Consider the following 17,318-nt stretch of genomic DNA (forward strand, 5'->3'; position numbering starts at 1 on the left):
TGCAAAGGAACTTATTCACTTTAGTTTTGCGTGATTACATTGTAGAAAATCTTACCCATACTTGTGTTGCTTAGTACACATGAATGAAATTTTTTGTCAATGCGTAAGTCCTAAAAAATACAAAATGGTAATTAGCCGTCAATGGCAAGATAACAAAGGGGCAGCCGAAGATGAATGGAATTTCCGCCACGATAAAATCATGGAATTCTTCCTGGTGCAGAACTTCCTCGGCAACAGTGATAATGCAGAAGGATTATTAAACGATACAATAGGCGACCCGCGATTTCGTGGTGTTTACTTCTTGTTAGCAACCTTACTCCCCTTAGATGCAGCCAAGGAATTGCGAGAGAAGTTGATTCAATACGCTGCGGATAAGAACGACAATACGGTGAGTAATACCTTTGTGCAGTTATTACGGACAAGGTAATCTAGCTGTTGACGGTTGACTGTTGACTGTTGACGGTTGACTGTTGATAGAATTGAAAGCCTTTTGTTGTGAGGGTTTTATCTTAGCTGACATCTTGCACCTTCTCAATAAGTAGGTGGTGGGCAATGCCCACCCTACGAAATCATGAGGGTTTCGGGTTTCTATTTTCTCAATAAAGTAATGGTGCAAGCTATAAGTTAGCTTGATGTCCTAATCTATCTAGCTATTGCCATACCAACTCAAAATTCAAAATATCCTTTGGCAAGTTGGAATTGACTCATATTTTGTGAAAACTTATGACGAAAGTCATAATTAAATCCATGACTTTTGTCAGAAGTATTTTTCTGGCATAACAGGTTTAATAACTTCAGTAAGTCAGTAATTCTAATTCTAAAATTACTGGCTTATATGAATTGCCTAATATAGCTACTCATTCTGTGGTTATATAGCTGTTGACTGTTGACGGTTAACGGTTGACAGACTTGTATTGTCAGAGTTTTATTTTGGCTTGATGTCCTAATCTATGCGGCTACGGCTATAAATAAATAGATTTGTTAATTTTACCTACTTTCACAAATTTTGTTAGTTATAACCCTTACTGTTTAACATTTTCTATTTTCAGCGAGGATAATAAATGAGTTATTACAACTTCAATGATCATTTTTGGTCATCAAAAACAGTTTGTCCGCAAAAACCAATTCAAACAAATGACGCTGACAGTAAAGCAAAAACAAGTTCTTATATAATATGTATTGCTAGCACACTTATATCGTTACTATTTGCAGCTTTTTTTATGGGAAATCATAAAAATCAAACAGGCGATATTAGGAATATTAATAATAGTAATTGCTTAATGTTGACAAGAAACCAAGAAATGCAGCTTTACTGTTCTAATCTACAAAGATAAGCATCTATTAGGATTCATATTCATTCATAGGTAATATTTATGCTGGCGGCGCACCCAATGACCAGAACGCGAAGCAGAACAGAACTTGCGACCAGCATCATGGTAATTGGTAATTGGCCTTCGCTGTGAGCGTCAGCCGAACGGTAGGTGAAAACCCATTACCCGTTAGCTATTACCCATTACCGACAAGAGCAACTATACCGACATTATGAGGAATATTGTTGTAAAATTGCCGTCAAAGAATTATGTTTACGCCAATCTAACAACTCAACTAAGGACTCTTTGCTGTCATCAAACGGACTTCTCTGTTCTGTTGGTAAAACTGTCAACAGAGGTTTTTTGGTAGCCTGCATGGCATTCACTGGCTGCAATGTTGGTCTGGGGACAAACATTGGCTGAGTTTTGAGAATTGGCTGTTGCTGTTTTTGGGTACGGGATGATGCTGATAGGGCTTGATGAGAAATCGCCTCTCGCTTCTGAATTTTAGGACGCTGTGTTGGCTGGTTGAGTAAACGGAAAATAATTAAGCAACCACTAGCACAACTGAGAGCGATCGCTGCTACCATCCACAAAGGCAGAGGATTGCCATTCTCTGTGTCAGCAATGATTGGCTGCTCAATCACAGCCACTGGTTCTGCTTCTAAATGTTCCACATCACCCACATGGACTAGGCTATACAAGGCCATGCCAGCACTTCCCATCAGTGTTGTGAAGATCCCAGCCAATAAAAGTAAGGGATGACGTGTCAGCAGATAGATAAAAATTTTGTAGCTACTAATTGCTACGGATTTACTGCTTTTTAGCACTGCTGTATGTCTTGTTTCCTGATTTAGCTCATGCTTTATGCTCTGATTGTTTTCCATGATCACTTTCAGATTGTTTCCCCTCTAGTTCACGATTGTACTAAAAGGGGGAGCTATCAGGTATCCGTAGCCGATTTAGCTATTTTAGTAGTCTTTTTGTGCCATTTAGGCTACAAAATTTATTTTTCTGTTGACGGTTGACTGTTAGCGGTTGACTGTTGACTGTTGACTGTTGACTGTTGACTAATGACTAGGATTGTGTCTTTCTATTGCCAGTTGGACTAACTTATCTACCAATTCTGGAAAGGGGATGCCGCTATAGGCCCAGAGTTGGGGATACATACTGGTAGCTGTGAAACCTGGTAGGGTGTTGATCTCATTAATCAACACTTCTCCTGTAGCTTCCACGTAGAAGAAGTCTACTCTGGCTAACCCAGCAGCGTCAACAGCTGCGAAGGCTTGTAAAGCCATGTCTTGAATTTGACGGCTGATTTCGTCAGGAATCACGGCGGGAATCAGTAAATCTGCTTTACCTGCCGTATATTTGGTTTCGTAATCATAAAAGTCACTATTAAAGGTAATTTCGCCGACTGTGGAAGCTTGGGGTTGGTCGTTACCTAAAACAGCACATTCTACTTCCCTCGCTACAACTCCCGCCTCTACAATAATTCGGCGGTCATAATTAGCGGCATTATCTAAAGCATCCTCTAATTCTTGGCGCGATCGCACTTTAGAAATCCCAACAGAAGAACCGAGGTTAGCTGGTTTGACAAAACAGGGATAACCTAAGCTCGCCTCAATTTCATCGCACAACTTGGGAAATACGCAAGGATTTGACCAAATTTGCGCTCTGGTGACAGCCTTATATTTTACTTGGGGTAGTCCAGCTTGCTCAAAAGCCATCTTCATGGCTATCTTATCCATCCCCAATGCTGAACCCAAAACGCCAGAACCGACGAAAGGAGTTTGCATGAGAGTAAGCAAACCCTGAATTGTGCCATCTTCACCATTAGGCCCGTGGAGAATGGGAAACCACACATCTACTTCCGCAACTTGAGAAGGTGATTGCCAACGTTCGAGAGTTTGTTGTTGGGAGTTTACGAGATTATTTTCTGCTGGTGAGGAGTTTGACGATTCTAATAGAGGCGCGCCTGATTGCAAAACTTGTTGTGGGGCTTCTCCTGCTAGCCAACGCCCATCCTTGTGGATATAAAACGGCAATATTTCGTACTTACTAGCATTTTCTCCTGCACTTAGGGCTGAAGCGATCGCCCGTGCGGAACTTATAGAAACTTCATGTTCTCCAGAACGACCGCCAAATAACAATCCCACCCTCAATTTACTCATCTTCTGTACCTTTACACTCCCGACGCTGATAGCGTATCACAACCTGTTCAAGTTGCTGTAATTTTGTCAGTTGTTAGTGGTTTGTGGTCAGTGGCAAAAAATGTTTTAGGATCGTTCACAACAAAGCTTTGAAACTAAGGGACGACACTGATGAATGTTGACTGTTGACTACTAGTACCTTTTTGATTCTCAGTTTGTTAATATGCCTGAATGTCACAAAAGCAACATCCCCAAAACACAAAACTTGGATGGTCTCTAGAAGAGCGAGATCCAGAGTTTATTAAATCTGTTATGCCCCTCTTGGGCTTTTTCTACCATTATTATTTTCGCGTGCAAACTAGTGGCTGGCATCACATCCCACCACAGGGAAAAGTCTTAATCGTTGGTTCCCACAACGGTGGGCTGGCAGCCCCTGATATGTTGATGATGATGTATGACTGGTTTCGCCGATTTGGAGTAGAGCGACCAAGCTATGGTTTGATGCACCCCAGCGTTTGGCAAGTTACCCCAGCATTAGCGCAGCTAGTAGCGAAAACCGGAGCCATAATTGCTCATCCCAAAATGGCTTATACTGCTTTGCGTTCTGGAGCTAGTTTACTAGTGTATCCAGGGGGAGCAGAAGATGTTTTCCGACCCCATTCTTTACGTAATAAAATCTATTTTGCGGGACGACAAGGATTTATCAAGCTAGCACTGAGGGAAAATGTGCCGATTATTCCAGCAATTTCCTGTGGCGCTCACGATACTTTGATTGTGCTGGCTGATATATATAACCTTGTCAGACAGTTGCATGATAGGGGAATGCCTTGGTTGTTTGGTGTTGACCCGGTTGTATTTCCCATTTATCTCGGTTGGCCTTGGGGATTATCTATTGGCCCACTGCCTAATATTCCTTTTCCTGTATCCATACACACGCGGGTTTGTCCACCGATTATATTTGAACGCTATGGAAGAGAAGCCGCAAGCGATCGCCATTATGTCGATGAATGCTACAACTTAGTTGTGAGTAAGATGCAGCAAGAATTAGACGAGCTAGTGTTATTCAGCCAAAAGCAATAAATTCGGGGATGATTACTAGAGTAATTGCATTAACGCAAAGGAACGCGGAGGACATCGCAGAGGAACACAAATTTTTCTCAGCGCCCCTCCGCGTTTACCTCAGCGTCCCTCTCTCTTGAAAAGTTTCCTACGGAGGGAAACCCTCCTTCAGAACTTTTCGCTGCGTTTACCCTTGTGTTACTGGTTCCTTCGCCAAGAACTTCTCAAGTTCTGTTAGCGCATCAGCATCAACCTTGGTTTGCATAGGACAGAACTTAGGCCCACACATGGAACAGAACTCAGCAGTTTTGTAAATATCTGCTGGTAAAGTTTCGTCGTGGTATTCCTTCGCTCTTTCTGGGTCGAGTGATAATTCAAACTGACGGTTCCAGTCGAAGTTATAACGGGCTTTGGAGAGTTCATCGTCTCTATCTCTTGCGCCTGGGCGATGTCTGGCAATGTCGGCTGCATGGGCTGCTATCTTATAAGCAATTAAACCATTGCGGACATCTTCAGCGTTGGGTAATCCCAAGTGTTCTTTTGGTGTAACGTAGCACAGCATAGCTGTACCATACCAACCAGCCATCGCCGCGCCAATGGCGGAAGTTATGTGGTCGTAACCAGGGGCGATGTCTGTTACCAATGGCCCTAACACATAGAATGGTGCTTCCGAACACTCTTCCATCTGCTTTTTGACGTTGAACTCAATTTGATCCATTGGGACGTGTCCAGGCCCTTCTACCATCACCTGTACATCGTGTTCCCAAGCTTTGCGGGTGAGTTGTCCCAGGGTTTTGAGTTCGGCTAACTGGGCATCATCAGACGCATCATGAGTACAGCCAGGGCGGAGGGAATCCCCTAAACTGAAGGAAACATCATATCTCTTGAAAATTTCAATGATGTCGCGGAAGTGGGTGTAAAGTGGGTTTTGTTTATGGTGATGCAGCATCCACCGCGCCAAAATACCACCACCACGGGAAACAATACCGGTGATGCGGCTTCTAACTAAGGGTAAATGTTCTATCAAAATTCCCGCGTGGATAGTTTGATAGTCTACTCCTTGCTGGGCGTGTTTTTCGATGATGTGCAGAAAATCTTCTGGGGTCAGGTTTTCAATTGTGCCGTGGACGCTTTCCAAGGCTTGGTAGACTGGGACTGTACCGATGGGTACGGGGGAGGCGTTAATAATGGCGGTGCGAATTTCATCTAAGTTACCCCCACCTGTGGACAAGTCCATGACGGTATCCGCACCGTATTTAACTGCCAAGTTCAACTTATCAACTTCTTCTTGAAGATTGGAAGAGTTGGGGGAAGCACCGATATTAGCATTTACCTTACATTTAGAGGCGATGCCAATAGCCATTGGCTCTAAATCAGTGTGATTAATATTCGCTGGGATAATCATTCTCCCCCGCGCTACTTCCTCACGAATGAGGTCAGCCGGCAGATTTTCCCGTTGGGCGACATACTGCATTTCTTCGGTAATGACACCCTGACGTGCATAGTGCATTTGAGTTACATTACCTTGCCCACGTCGTTTAGCAACCCATTCTGTCCGCATATGAAATTCCCTCAATAAACAGCTTCCCTTCGCTGGTATTACCCAGTCTCAGGTGTTAAGGGTGTAATCTCAGCCTGTTAGTGCAAGCACCCCTAGCATGGATGTAGTTTACCACCTTGTTTATGACCGGGGGCAATGGGGTTAACAATTCCTGAGAATGTGAAGTGTTTAGGGTTGGTGGGCGGCAATTTTGGCATTACACTTTGCATATAACTCTTTTTTTAGCTCACGCATACCGCAAGCGAAACTCGTAGAGTAGGTGCAGAGACGCAAAGGAGTAAGCAAAAAAATCTGAACTTTACTAATGTGTAAGCTGAATTTGGGCAAAAGTAGATAGTTCGCAATACTTTCTGATTAAGTTTTTGGCGTTGTCGCGTTTTTCACCTGTGAATAGATTAAATACTACTTCTTCATGTGGAGAGTAAAGACTTAATAATCCAAAATCTTGAATTCGTGAGTAGAGAAATGGTACGCCCGCAAGCGATAACAAAGTTGCTTTTTTGCGATCACGTTCCTTGGCTTCAGGAGAGTCATGATATGAAGACTGAAATTCTACAACTAAGCAGGGATTATAGCTATTGGTGGTGATAAGTGCATCTACATTAGAGCTAAAGAAAAACCTTTTTAAATCTGAATCAAGATACCCATTCAATTCACAAAATTGACATAGACTAACTTGAGTATGAATTTTATAATCATTATTAATGCAAGTTTCTAAAAATTCCAGCATCCTTTCTTCATAAGGATTAACCAGTCTTTTTACTTTGACAGACATTTCTATTGCTCCATTAATATTTTTGCAAAGTAGCTAATAAATTCCTTTAAAACTTCACTAGAATTTATACATACCTGCCAACTGTAGGGGAATAGAGAATCATTATTAATGACAAGATAAGAATCGCTACTTCCTAAGCTAGTAATATCAAAGTTTTCCGGTGAATCAATTAAATTTTCTGCTTTTATTTCAGCGAAATCACTATTTTCCTCAATATAGCCTATATGATATTCAATCTCATCACGCTTGTTGAGTATAAGAGAACCTGTTACTTCACCAATTTCGACAAGATTTGGATAGTAGCTTTGTATTGATTTCCAAAATATATCTTCTTTACTCGGTAAAACCCAAATTCTCGCTAAGGTAGCCCAAGAAGCACTATAGTAACTTTCATCACCATAAAAATATTCTAAAGATAAAATATTTCCCTCTAAAATATCCTTGGATATGGCAACACATAAACCTTCTTTACGGGGTGTCAGAATTAGTTGATAACGTTTAGCTCCTTTTTTAGGTTTCTTAAGTTTGTACCCAATATATTGAGATGTTCGATTTTCCTCAAACTTGTTGTAAAAACCAAGTTCGGCAAGCATATTAGTAGCTAAAGACGTTAAATCCTCGCCACCTTGAATCACATGAATATTAGTTGACAACAAGCGTGGAATGCCTTCTTCTACCTCAAATCTTTGGATGACATCGTATATTATTTTTGACATCGGCAAATTTCTAAAAATCTTATCTAAGGTTTATAGAAATAGTGTAACTCTGATTTCTAAAATTTCCAATAGTCTTGGCTAAGATTTTTAGATTTATACTGAAACATGAAATTTCCCAATGACTTATAGCCTTGGGAAACCAAATTTATATTCATGCTGAAAGCGATCGCCTTCTTTCTACAATTGATCAGGATAAATTGACCAATGACCCATGACTAATGACGATCGCTATATTATTTTTCATAAGCCCTATGGTGTCCTGAGCCAGTTTACTCAGGAATCGCCCAAGCATATAACTCTTAAAGACTATATAGATGTGCCTGATGTTTATCCTGTGGGGAGGTTGGATTGGGATAGTGAAGGGTTACTATTATTAACCAATAATGGCAGGTTGCAGCATCGGCTTTCTGATCCGCGTTTTGGTCATGAGCGGACTTACTGGGTACAGGTAGAGCGTATTCCTGATGAGGAGGCTATCAACAAGCTACAAACAGGGGTGGAGATTCAAGATTATCGGACACGGCCAGCAAAAGTGAGGTTATTACCAGAATATCCGCCTGTGGGCGATCGCCAACCACCGATTAGATTTCGCAAAAATGTTCCTACAGCTTGGTTAGAAATGACTTTGACTGAAGGTAAAAATCGGCAAGTCCGGCGCATGACTGCGGCTGTGGGGTTTCCGACCTTGCGGTTAGTGCGGGTGAGTATAGGTCATTTACGCTTGGATGGGCTGGCTTTAGGTGAGTGGCGTGATCTCACGTCCTTGGAACTTAAATTGCTCCATGATTCGTCTCGGAGTCGAGGGATAGGCAAATTTTCTAGTTAAACTTTGTAAACAGTTGCAGGAATAACTTAGTAATCATTTGAAGTTGAACAAAAGGCACAAAACTTTTTATTTGACAAAAAAAGAATTTAAAATTTGTTGTTTCCCATTCACTTCAGCCCTTGAGCGTCAGTTTAAACCTTATGAGCCTGAATCAGCGATCACCTACGGTGGGCGGAACGCCATCGCTCTGGCATCAAACTCACACACCACAAAATATTTTGCCCAAAACTCCTGTGTACTTGGAACCGGTGACGGAATCAGCTTCTCATTTAGAGTTTGACACAGCAGAAAAACTCCATCGCGCTCAAGAAGAATTGCGATGGTATCGCATGATGTACGATAATATACCAACTATATATTTCAGTTTGGATGCGACGGGGTTAATTTTATCTGTCAATGATTTTGGAGCAGATTTTCTAGGATACACACCAGAACAATTATTACAACTGCCCATTGTTCAATTATTTGCTCAATCAGACCAACAAAGACTGTCTAATGCTGTCATAAGTCTTTGCAAAACTGAACCTGATGATGCTGTTAGCTATGGCAATTTTCTGTTAAATAACCCTGTTAATGGTATAAAAGCAGTCAGAATTACACTGCGATTAATACTGCATGAAGAAAAATCTTCTATTAAAAAATCGACGATTCTGATGCTGTGTGAGGCCATCACTTCTCTAGAACCAGCCGAAGCAAGTCCAAAAGATGCGGATAATTTAGTTAAAAACTTACCAGAGTTACCATCAAATCAAGGCCAGCGAAAGAAACTAGAAAGCCTTAGCCACTTGCAAGAAAAATTTTTCAGCACAGTTTCCCACGAACTGCGAACACCGCTAACTAATATGAAAATGGCGATTCAAATGCTGGGGATTACGCTGCATCGTGAGTATAATTTGTTCTCAGCAACAACAAAACCAACAAACAAAGGCTCAAAAGCAGCTTGTTATTTTAATATTTTAGAAAATGAGTGCGATCGCCAAATAAATCTTATTAATAACTTCCTAGAATTACAGCGCCTCGATACCAACGCTAAACCTTGGGTACTAGAGACAATTCACATACCGCAATGGCTATGGCGCGTAGTGGAGGAATTTAAAAGCCGCAATTTCGATATCTGTAGGCAAAAATTACACATCAGCGTCAGCCCTTCTCTGGCAACATTAACCTCCAATCCATGCAGCTTGGAACGCATTTTGATAGAACTGCTGACCAATGCGTGTAAATTTAGCCCCCCAGAGGGAGAAATAACAGTTACAGCCCAACTAAAATCTCAAAATATCATTTTGCAAGTGATTAATTCTGGTGTAGAAATCCCTCAATCTGAATTACCCCACATTTTTGATAAATTTTATCGTATTCCCAGCAATGACCCTGGAAAGCAGGGAGGCACAGGACTAGGGTTGGCGCTAGTACAAAAACTCATCAAACAATTAGGAGGAACAATCGAAGTAGAAAGCGGGTCAAACCGTACCTGTTTTAGTATCCAATTGGTTCTTAAACAACCCAAAATAGTTGAGTGAAAGAAGTAGGGGGCAAGAAGCAGGTGGAAAAATATCTGACTTGAGACTCTGCACCGACTAACACCCGTTACAGCTCACAGCACTTATGACTCAAAACTCCCGACTCTCCAAAATAAACTTGCAGATATCTGCAATCTTTGGCTAATATGCGTCACAATTAATACTGCCACCAAGATTCACTGATGAAACCACAACTTAATTATGTCTACTATAGGCAAGGGCGGCCAGTTGTGGCACTTTGGATATTAGTGGCTAGAAGCACCTCGGAACGGGAATTAAGGAACTTCCACTATGCTGATTTGCCCTCAGTGTGAATTTGAAAACCCTAATGCTAACAAATTTTGTCAAAAATGTGGTGCTTCTTTGTCCCACAAGGTTTGTCCTCAATGCAGCACTGAAGTACCAGTGAATGCTGAAAATTGTCATAACTGTGGTGCAGAAACCGGCACGGTATGGCTGGCGATTATCGAGACTAGTGATTGGGCTTCCGCCGTAAGTGTCAGCACTTTACTGAGCGCCAACTCTCTTGATGTAGCGTCCCCCAGGGAAGAACAAACAGAATTAGGGTGTGAGGAAAATGAAGAAGAGAAGATGATGCTCTCTCCATCATTATTCTCTGTTGGCTCATATTTGGACAAAGAACAACGCTATCAGATTTTGCAAGTACTATCAGCCGCACATGATGAGGTTAGTGTTAGGGTTTTGGACTGTCAACCATACCAAGCATCACCAATTGAAGCAATATTAGCTAATCAACAACAGGGGTTGGTGACTCCAGAAGTGGAAGTTAACGGTATTCCCAGTTTGGCTAGGGCTTATATGGTTTTACAATCCCAAAATCACACGGAAATTCCCCAGATTCACGATGCTTGGGAGGACGGCAATAACCAGATATTACTGATTGAAGACCGTACTCACTACCAGTCTTTACTTGATTTATGGCAAAAGGAAACCACTAGTTCGCTAGAAATTTTACACTGGTTTTATCAAATGACCCAACTTTGGGTATTACTAGAACCATTAAAGTGTCACTACAGTTTGTGGGATTTGGCGAATTTGTGCTTAGATGAAGACCAGACAATTAGCTTACGAAAACTGTACGTAAAACCACCTAAGAGCGAGTTAGCAATAGACTACTTGCCACTGGATTTTAATCCGGTAACAGCACAAGAAGAGGATGTAACATTGCCTATCTTTGTGCAGCCCTCAAGTATTAAAGCTTTGGGAGAAGTTTGGCAGGCGCTATTTAGAGAGTCTCAACGCACTCAATTTGGTTCCATCATACAGATTTTAGGAGATTTACAGCAGGGTAGGATTTACTCGATCGCTCAGTTGCGATCGCGTTTACAAGAAGTCGCCACGGAACTAGAAGCAACTACACCCCCAATATTTGAGCCAATGGAAGCAGAACAAACGAATGCGCCCACAGTCTTACAAGCAGATGATACAGAAGATCCCTCTGGCAAGGGTGATGATATGCCCACGGTAGTGCTGTCCGTGCAGTTAAGCAGTTTAGAAGATGCTGGCCGCACTGATGTTGGTCGTCAACGCCATCACAATGAGGACTACTTTGGGATTGAAACTAAAACAGAAAAATTAGAACTGCCGAGAAACCGCATTTTACAAGCTCGTGGCTTGTATATTCTTTGTGATGGTATGGGCGGACACGCTGGCGGTGAGGTGGCTAGTGAGTTAGCCGTAATCAACTTACGCCAATACTTTCAGCAACACTGGACTCATAACCAATTACCAACAGAAGAAATAATTCGTGAGGCAGTTTATCTAGCGAATCAAGCAATTTACGAAAAAAACCAACAAGAAGCCCGTTCTGGGGTAGGACGTATGGGTACTACCTTGGTCATGCTATTAGTTCAAGGTAGTCAAGCAGCCGTTGCCCATGTGGGTGATAGCCGCCTCTACCGTGTGACTCGTAAGCGGGGATTGGAACAAGTGACTGTAGATCATGAAGTTGGTCAAAGAGAAATTGACCGGGGAGTAGAAGCAAGCATCGCTTATGCCCGCCCAGATGCTTACCAACTCACCCAAGCTTTAGGCCCTCGTGACGAAACCGCCATTAATCCCGATGTAGAGTTCTTTGATATTAATGAAGATAGCCTACTCGTTCTCGCTTCCGATGGCTTATCTGATAACGATTTACTAGAAACTAATTGGCAAACTCACCTACTGCCGTTATTGAGTTCTAGCACTAATTTAGAGCAGGGAGTAACAGAATTAATCGATTTGGCCAACCAATACAATGGTCATGACAACATTACTGCTATACTTGTCCGGGCAAAAGTGCGCCCAAATCTGGGGGAAGGGACGGGGGATTAAACACTAAAGGTTATGAAGAAGCATAGAGGGGGACAAAGTACAGTGGAGAAAACATTTACCCAATCCCCAATCCCCAATCCCCATTACCCATCTCTTACACAGGTCGTATTGTGGTTACTTTGACACTGCTAGAACCGCAACAAAAAACACCACTCAAGCAATGGTGCTTTGAAAACTCCTCCGTGATTCGCATCGGTCGCGCGGCGGATAATCATGTGATTTTGTCTGACAATTTGGTTTCTCGCCATCATTTGGAAATTCGGCAAGTTAGTTCAGGTGGTGGTGGTTCCTGGCAGGTGCTTAGTAAGGGGACAAATGGAACTTTCTTGAATGGCGTTTTGGTAATTCAAGATGCACTACCTAATAATGCCCTCCTGCAACTTGCCCAAGGAGGGCCGATATTGCAATTCCAAGTTCAGGGGATAATACCACCGGAATGGCAATCGATTTCTGGCAGCGATAGCCCTTTGTCTGGGGTGGGTAGTTCGGCAGAAAAAAGTTCCCCAGAATTGTCTAACAATCCTGGCAGTTTAACTTGCACCCACGAAGGTAATTCTCCCCAGAACCTATTTTGTATCCACTGCGGACAACCACTTTCGGTAATCCAAACCATTCGCCATTACCAAGTGTTACGAACTTTGGGACAGGGAGGAATGGGAACTACCTATTTAGCTTGGGATGCGGCTGGGGTGATTGTTGGACATCCGAAACTGTTGGTGTTGAAGCAAATGAATGCCGATATGGCGAGGATTGCTAAAGCCCAAGAATTATTTGAGAGGGAAGCCTATACTCTCAAATCCCTAAACCATCCGGGTATCCCCAAGTATTATGATTTTTTTGTAGAAGGTGGTAAGAAGTACTTGGCGATGGAATTAGTGCATGGGCAAGATTTGGAAAAACGCATCTATGCCACGGGCCCAGTTATACCTAGCCAAGCGATCGCCTGGATGATCCAAACTTGCGAGATTCTAGATTATCTCCACAGTCAAGAACAGCCACTCATTCACCGCGACATTAAACCGGCGAACCTGATGGTGAAGACGGCGAATAATCAAATCGCGGTGCTAGATTTTGGCGCAGTTAAGGAAATTGGTACTACTCCAGGCACACGCATCGGTGCAGAGGGTTATTGCGCCCCAGAACAAGAAAGGGGACAGCCTTTAACCCAATCTGATTTATATGCCGTAGGCCCCACAATCATCTTCCTCCTCACAGGGGAAAATCCTTTCAAGTTTTATCGCCAAAAAGGACGTGGTTTCCGCTTTGATGTGAGTAAAATTCCCACTGTCACCCCTAAATTAAGGGATGTAATTGAGCGTACCACTGAACCTTTGCCACGCGATCGCTTTCAGTCTGCAAAGGAGCTAGCTGCGGCTTTGGCTGCTTGTAAGTGAGGGGATTGGGAGATTGGGGATTGGGCATTTAGTAAAAGTCCTTCGTAAAATTGGTTTAAGGACTTTTGATTGGGATGATATGGGGGATAGGGTTTTGAGTTTTTAGACTTCTATCAAGATAGTCTTAGGTTACTGGAAGCGGCTTATAGACTTGCAGATAGCTTGCCGGATTGTGAGCGTTACAATTTGAGCGATCAGTTACGTAGAGCTGCATCTAGTATCTTGCTAAACATAGCAGAAGGCTAAGGGCGCTATCACTATCTAGATAGATTGCGCTTTATGTATATTGCCCGTGGCTCATTAGCTGAGACTAAAAGCGCCTTCGTTATTGCTGAAAGCTTAGGTTATTGCAACACAGACCAACTAAACTGGGTAACTCAACTAAAAGACCAAATCGAAAAAGGTCTTAACGGTTACTGTCGCTTCATCCGTTCCCAGCAACAAGGCAAAGAAGAATTCGGAACTAGGTTCAGGGATTGAACACTAAGTATTGGGTATTCAGGATGGAGTATAAAAGATTGAGGATCAGATGGAAATCACTAACTAAACATAAGTAGAAATTTTCCTAATCCCCAGTCCCCAATCTCCTGTCCCCAGTCCCTAATCTTCATCCCAAGATTCAACTGCGAGTAAATCGCCAATTGGATCTTGCATTGTAAATCCGAAATCTAGTAGCTCCTGTTTCCAGTGCTGCCAGTCATTACCATAAAGCAGCGCAATCTTCCAAATGCTATCAGTCGGCTTGATAATATTCGATTCAACGAGTGATTGCACGTTACGCTGCAATTTCACCATTGGGTGAAGTACTTGCTGAGTCATAACTCTCAATTCAGTTAAAAATTTTGTTGGGTAAATACTTAATCAAAACTGCTTTCCATTTTGCAATTGTCACTAATCCGTAGAGTGTTGTAATTGGCAAAGCTAGTCTTAACTTTCTTACTATACCATAACAAACGCTATTAAGTTGTGGCATGATTCGGATTTGTACGGTAATTACACCACCGTACTGAGATTTCATCCAGCAGACATAAGTAAAGACCAGGCAGAAACAATGGAAGTTATTTTCAGCACAATGCCAGAAATTTTAAGCTGTTGGTGGCGATCGCTTAGTTAGGATAACGCCAGCACCAAGCCTAAAATCACAACATCATAAAACTTAGTAACTCACTGTTCGCGCAATCGAGGATGAGTTTGGTGAAATAGATGAAATAAGAGAGAGTATTAGAGCAGGCGATGGCGTTCCGCCCACCGTAGGTGATCGTTTTCGGCATCCCTGATACAACTAATATTCAAATCTATTTGGAGAAAAATCAATAGGTATTGTGGATTTCTGCAACGAGTCTCTTTGCTTTGACAGGGTATAAGGATGTGGTGGTTTTCAAAACTTACATCCTCATACCCTTTATTTTTGTTTTTGGATGTAAATATTCTGTAAAGAAATCAAGAATGTGTACACCGTAGACTGATCGATGGGAATGCTGGCTAGGGTGTGTTTTTTCTGACAACTTATTTATAATTGCTATATTACCAATTTATTACATTTTCTTAATATTCAATAGTTTTGCCAGCCAACTCAATCAAGAGGGGAATGATGAGGAATCGCCGCGTTGTTATTGTTGGTGCTGGATTTGGTGGTTTACAAGCTGCCCAATCTCTAGCTAATTCTGGTGCAGATGTATTACTAATCGATCGCCAAAATTATCACACTTTTGTCCCGTTACTTTATCAGGTAGCCACCGGGCAAATAGAACCAGAATACATTGCTTACCCCATACGGACGATTTTGCGGCGTTTCTCTTTTAACTATAGAAGGCAACATCACAAGCCTCAAGTTCAGTTTCTCATGGCTGAGGTTGAGCAGATTGATTTTTCAGGGCAGATTGTCAAAACAGCTAAGGGTGCAATTGATTATGACTTTTTGGTGCTGGCGACTGGTAGTCGGACTCAGTTTTGGGGAGTTAGCGGCGCTGAAGAATACGCTTTTCCCATGAGAAGTTTAGAAGAAGCTGTTGCCCTACGCAATCATATTTTTTCCTGTTTTGAACAAGCTATTCAAGAATCTGACGCAGCAAAACGGCAACAATTACTAACTTTTACCATTGTGGGTGGTGGTGCAACTGGGGTGGAGATGGCGGGTGCTTTGGTAGAGATGCTGCGAGGCTGCTTGCGTTGGGATTATCCCAGCGTAGGTTTTGGGGAAGTGAAAATAATTTTAGTGCAATCGGGCGATCGCTTATTAGTGGAATTTCCCAAAAAGTTAGGAAACTACACTTACAAAAAATTGCATCAGCTAGGAGTTGAAGTTTATCTGCAAACGAGAGTCAGTCAACTTACAGAGGGATTTGTCCACTTGGAAAACGAGGAAATTATTCCCTCCGTCACTGTGATTTGGACTGCGGGTTTAGAAGCCAACCTCCCAGGAGTCTCCGAGGAGTTACCTGTGGCGCATAAAGGTAAAATTGTAGTCCATCCCACCTTACAAGTGCTGGAACATCCCAATGTATATGCAATTGGGGATTTGGCTTATGTGGAAAAGAACGGTAAGTCATTATCTGGGGTTGCACCGGAAGCGCTTCAGCAAGGTGTGGCGGTAGCACGCAATATTCAGCAGCAAATACGAGGAAAATCACCAAAGCCTTTTAACTATTTCAATAAAGGTAGATTGGCAATTATTGGTTGTTATTCGGGTGTGGGGAAAATTGGTGCGTTTGCGTTTACAGGTTTCTTGGCTTGGTTGATGTGGCTGGGAGTTCATCTAGTTTATCTTCCCGGCTACCGCAGTCGTTTGCTAGTGTTACTCACTTGGCTACATACTTATTTAGGGAGCGATCGCCATGTTCGTGTAATTTTATCTAGTAAAACTATGAATGTGCAACATCGTCCAGCAGATTTGCCTTACCTCCAAGAATCCCGTTGATACCAATCTCTGCAATAGCATTGCAATCAAAATTTGATTAATACAAATGCACAAACCGAAACAGATGAAATCAGAAAACCCCAAGCAAGTGCTGAGTAACGACGAATAGCATTTTGCTTCAATAAGCTAATTGCCGCAGTTACACAAGCACCCAAAAAACAAATTAAATAAGTTTTAGACCATACGATAGTGATGAATGCCTGAATATAAGTAGCGATTGGGCCAGGGACGGGTTTATTGTTTAACAGATCCAAAAAACTTAAAAATAGAAGGATCGCTGGTATAAAAAACGCTCCGATAATCGCAATGTTTCGGTATCCTGCTACAGTACGACAACGAATGAATGAGATTACAACTGAGCATAAACCTATAAAATTTACGATTGCCCAAACGCATAAGACAATGAATAAAATCATTCCCATAAATAATACAAGCAGATAAATTTACACCTGTTATTCATCAGATTCCAAGATTATGTACCAAATATCATTTCGTCAATAGTCGTATATTCTTTTATTTTTTGTTTTTGGGTATTATGGACATTTATCTCATCCGCCGGATGAAACACCGAAAAGCTAAAGTATTTTTCTTCCCTAGCCTAAAATCCTAAGGCTTAACTGGCTGTGATTGGCTTTGTGGCTCATCAATCAAAAAGATACACACATGGAAAGAGATATTGAAGACTCAGATGATATTTCATGGACTGTAAGCTAATGCGCGCCTAAATTGCATAACTACTAATAAAGGCTGTTG

15 protein-coding genes, 2 pseudogenes and 1 riboswitch are annotated in these 17,318 nt (G+C 42.0%); of the genes and pseudogenes, 10 read left to right on the top strand and 7 right to left on the bottom strand.

The features are described from left to right. Nucleotides 1-112 precede the first annotated feature (112 nt). Together H6G14_RS09075 and H6G14_RS09080 are read left to right on the top strand one after the other, a co-directional pair. A pseudogene (locus H6G14_RS09075) lies at nt 113-427 on the top strand (HEAT repeat domain-containing protein); the annotation flags it as partial. Between the two features lie 634 nt (nt 428-1,061). Beyond that, a complete protein-coding gene (locus tag H6G14_RS09080) occupies nt 1,062-1,334 on the top strand; it encodes a hypothetical protein (RefSeq protein WP_190567011.1) in 273 nt (90 codons plus the stop codon). Nucleotides 1,335-1,540: 206 nt separating this feature from the next. Here H6G14_RS09080 and H6G14_RS09085 read toward each other — a convergent pair whose 3' ends face one another. Both H6G14_RS09085 and H6G14_RS09090 read right to left on the bottom strand, forming a co-directional pair. After that, the gene (locus H6G14_RS09085; RefSeq protein WP_190567013.1) at nt 1,541-2,197 is read right to left on the bottom strand and encodes a hypothetical protein; all 657 of its coding nucleotides are present in this window, start codon (nt 2,195-2,197) and stop codon (nt 1,541-1,543) included. A gap of 183 nt (nt 2,198-2,380) precedes the next feature. Beyond that, the gene (locus H6G14_RS09090) at nt 2,381-3,484 is read right to left on the bottom strand and encodes a D-alanine--D-alanine ligase family protein (RefSeq protein ID WP_190567015.1); all 1,104 of its coding nucleotides are present in this window, start codon (nt 3,482-3,484) and stop codon (nt 2,381-2,383) included. Nucleotides 3,485-3,694: 210 nt separating this feature from the next. Between H6G14_RS09090 and H6G14_RS09095 the strand changes: the two genes are divergently transcribed. Next, on the top strand, nt 3,695-4,543 hold the full coding sequence (locus tag H6G14_RS09095; RefSeq protein WP_190567017.1) for a lysophospholipid acyltransferase family protein: 849 nt from the start codon (nt 3,695-3,697) through the stop codon (nt 4,541-4,543). A 166-nt stretch (nt 4,544-4,709) separates the two neighbouring features. Here the strand turns inward: H6G14_RS09095 and thiC are convergent, their stop codons facing one another. From thiC to H6G14_RS09110, 3 genes are all read right to left on the bottom strand, one after another. Further along, the gene (thiC, locus tag H6G14_RS09100) at nt 4,710-6,083 is read right to left on the bottom strand and encodes a phosphomethylpyrimidine synthase (RefSeq protein ID WP_190567019.1); all 1,374 of its coding nucleotides are present in this window, start codon (nt 6,081-6,083) and stop codon (nt 4,710-4,712) included. Between the two features lie 7 nt (nt 6,084-6,090). Beyond that, a riboswitch (TPP riboswitch) is annotated at nt 6,091-6,187 on the bottom strand. A gap of 197 nt (nt 6,188-6,384) precedes the next feature. After that, nucleotides 6,385-6,858 carry a DUF2726 domain-containing protein gene (locus tag H6G14_RS09105; RefSeq protein ID WP_190567021.1) on the bottom strand — a complete coding sequence of 158 codons (474 nt, stop codon included), beginning with the start codon at nt 6,856-6,858 and terminating at the stop codon, nt 6,385-6,387. 2 nt (nt 6,859-6,860) lie between these two features. After that, nucleotides 6,861-7,574 (bottom strand): hypothetical protein, encoded by a 714-nt coding sequence (locus H6G14_RS09110; protein WP_190567024.1) that lies wholly within the window; start codon nt 7,572-7,574, stop codon nt 6,861-6,863. Nucleotides 7,575-7,785: 211 nt separating this feature from the next. Here H6G14_RS09110 and H6G14_RS09115 point away from each other — a divergent pair, with 211 nt between their 5' ends. The 5 genes and pseudogenes from H6G14_RS09115 to H6G14_RS09135 form a co-directional block, all read left to right on the top strand. Next, nucleotides 7,786-8,400: an rRNA large subunit pseudouridine synthase E gene (locus H6G14_RS09115; RefSeq protein ID WP_190567026.1), complete on the top strand. Its 615-nt coding sequence runs from the start codon at nt 7,786-7,788 to the stop codon at nt 8,398-8,400. A gap of 140 nt (nt 8,401-8,540) precedes the next feature. Further along, complete coding sequence (locus H6G14_RS09120; RefSeq protein WP_190567028.1) at nt 8,541-9,920, top strand: sensor histidine kinase; 1,380 nt, start codon at nt 8,541-8,543, stop codon at nt 9,918-9,920. Between the two features lie 291 nt (nt 9,921-10,211). Continuing rightward, nucleotides 10,212-12,254, top strand: coding sequence for a serine/threonine phosphatase (locus H6G14_RS09125; RefSeq protein WP_190567029.1), 2,043 nt, complete (start codon nt 10,212-10,214; stop codon nt 12,252-12,254). A gap of 110 nt (nt 12,255-12,364) precedes the next feature. Beyond that, complete coding sequence (locus H6G14_RS09130; RefSeq protein WP_190567030.1) at nt 12,365-13,648, top strand: protein kinase domain-containing protein; 1,284 nt, start codon at nt 12,365-12,367, stop codon at nt 13,646-13,648. Nucleotides 13,649-13,762: 114 nt separating this feature from the next. Then, nucleotides 13,763-14,128, top strand: a pseudogene (locus H6G14_RS09135) (four helix bundle protein); the annotation flags it as partial. A 120-nt stretch (nt 14,129-14,248) separates the two neighbouring features. Here the strand turns inward: H6G14_RS09135 and H6G14_RS09140 are convergent. Next, nucleotides 14,249-14,467: a DUF4327 family protein gene (locus H6G14_RS09140; protein WP_010994726.1), complete on the bottom strand. Its 219-nt coding sequence runs from the start codon at nt 14,465-14,467 to the stop codon at nt 14,249-14,251. A gap of 145 nt (nt 14,468-14,612) precedes the next feature. Between H6G14_RS09140 and H6G14_RS09145 the strand changes: the two genes are divergently transcribed. Both H6G14_RS09145 and H6G14_RS09150 read left to right on the top strand, forming a co-directional pair. Further along, nucleotides 14,613-14,762: a hypothetical protein gene (locus H6G14_RS09145; RefSeq protein WP_190567031.1), complete on the top strand. Its 150-nt coding sequence runs from the start codon at nt 14,613-14,615 to the stop codon at nt 14,760-14,762. Nucleotides 14,763-15,236: 474 nt separating this feature from the next. After that, nucleotides 15,237-16,565, top strand: a complete 1,329-nt coding sequence (locus H6G14_RS09150) for an NAD(P)/FAD-dependent oxidoreductase (protein ID WP_242053389.1) — start codon at nt 15,237-15,239, stop codon at nt 16,563-16,565. Between the two features lie 26 nt (nt 16,566-16,591). Here the strand turns inward: H6G14_RS09150 and H6G14_RS09155 are convergent, their stop codons facing one another. Next, nucleotides 16,592-16,987, bottom strand: coding sequence for a hypothetical protein (locus tag H6G14_RS09155; RefSeq protein ID WP_190567032.1), 396 nt, complete (start codon nt 16,985-16,987; stop codon nt 16,592-16,594). Between the last annotated feature and the right edge of the window lie 331 nt (nt 16,988-17,318).

It is taken from the genome of Nostoc parmelioides FACHB-3921, from assembly GCF_014696625.1.
Taxonomy (GTDB): Bacteria; Cyanobacteriota; Cyanobacteriia; order Cyanobacteriales; family Nostocaceae; genus Trichormus; species Trichormus parmelioides.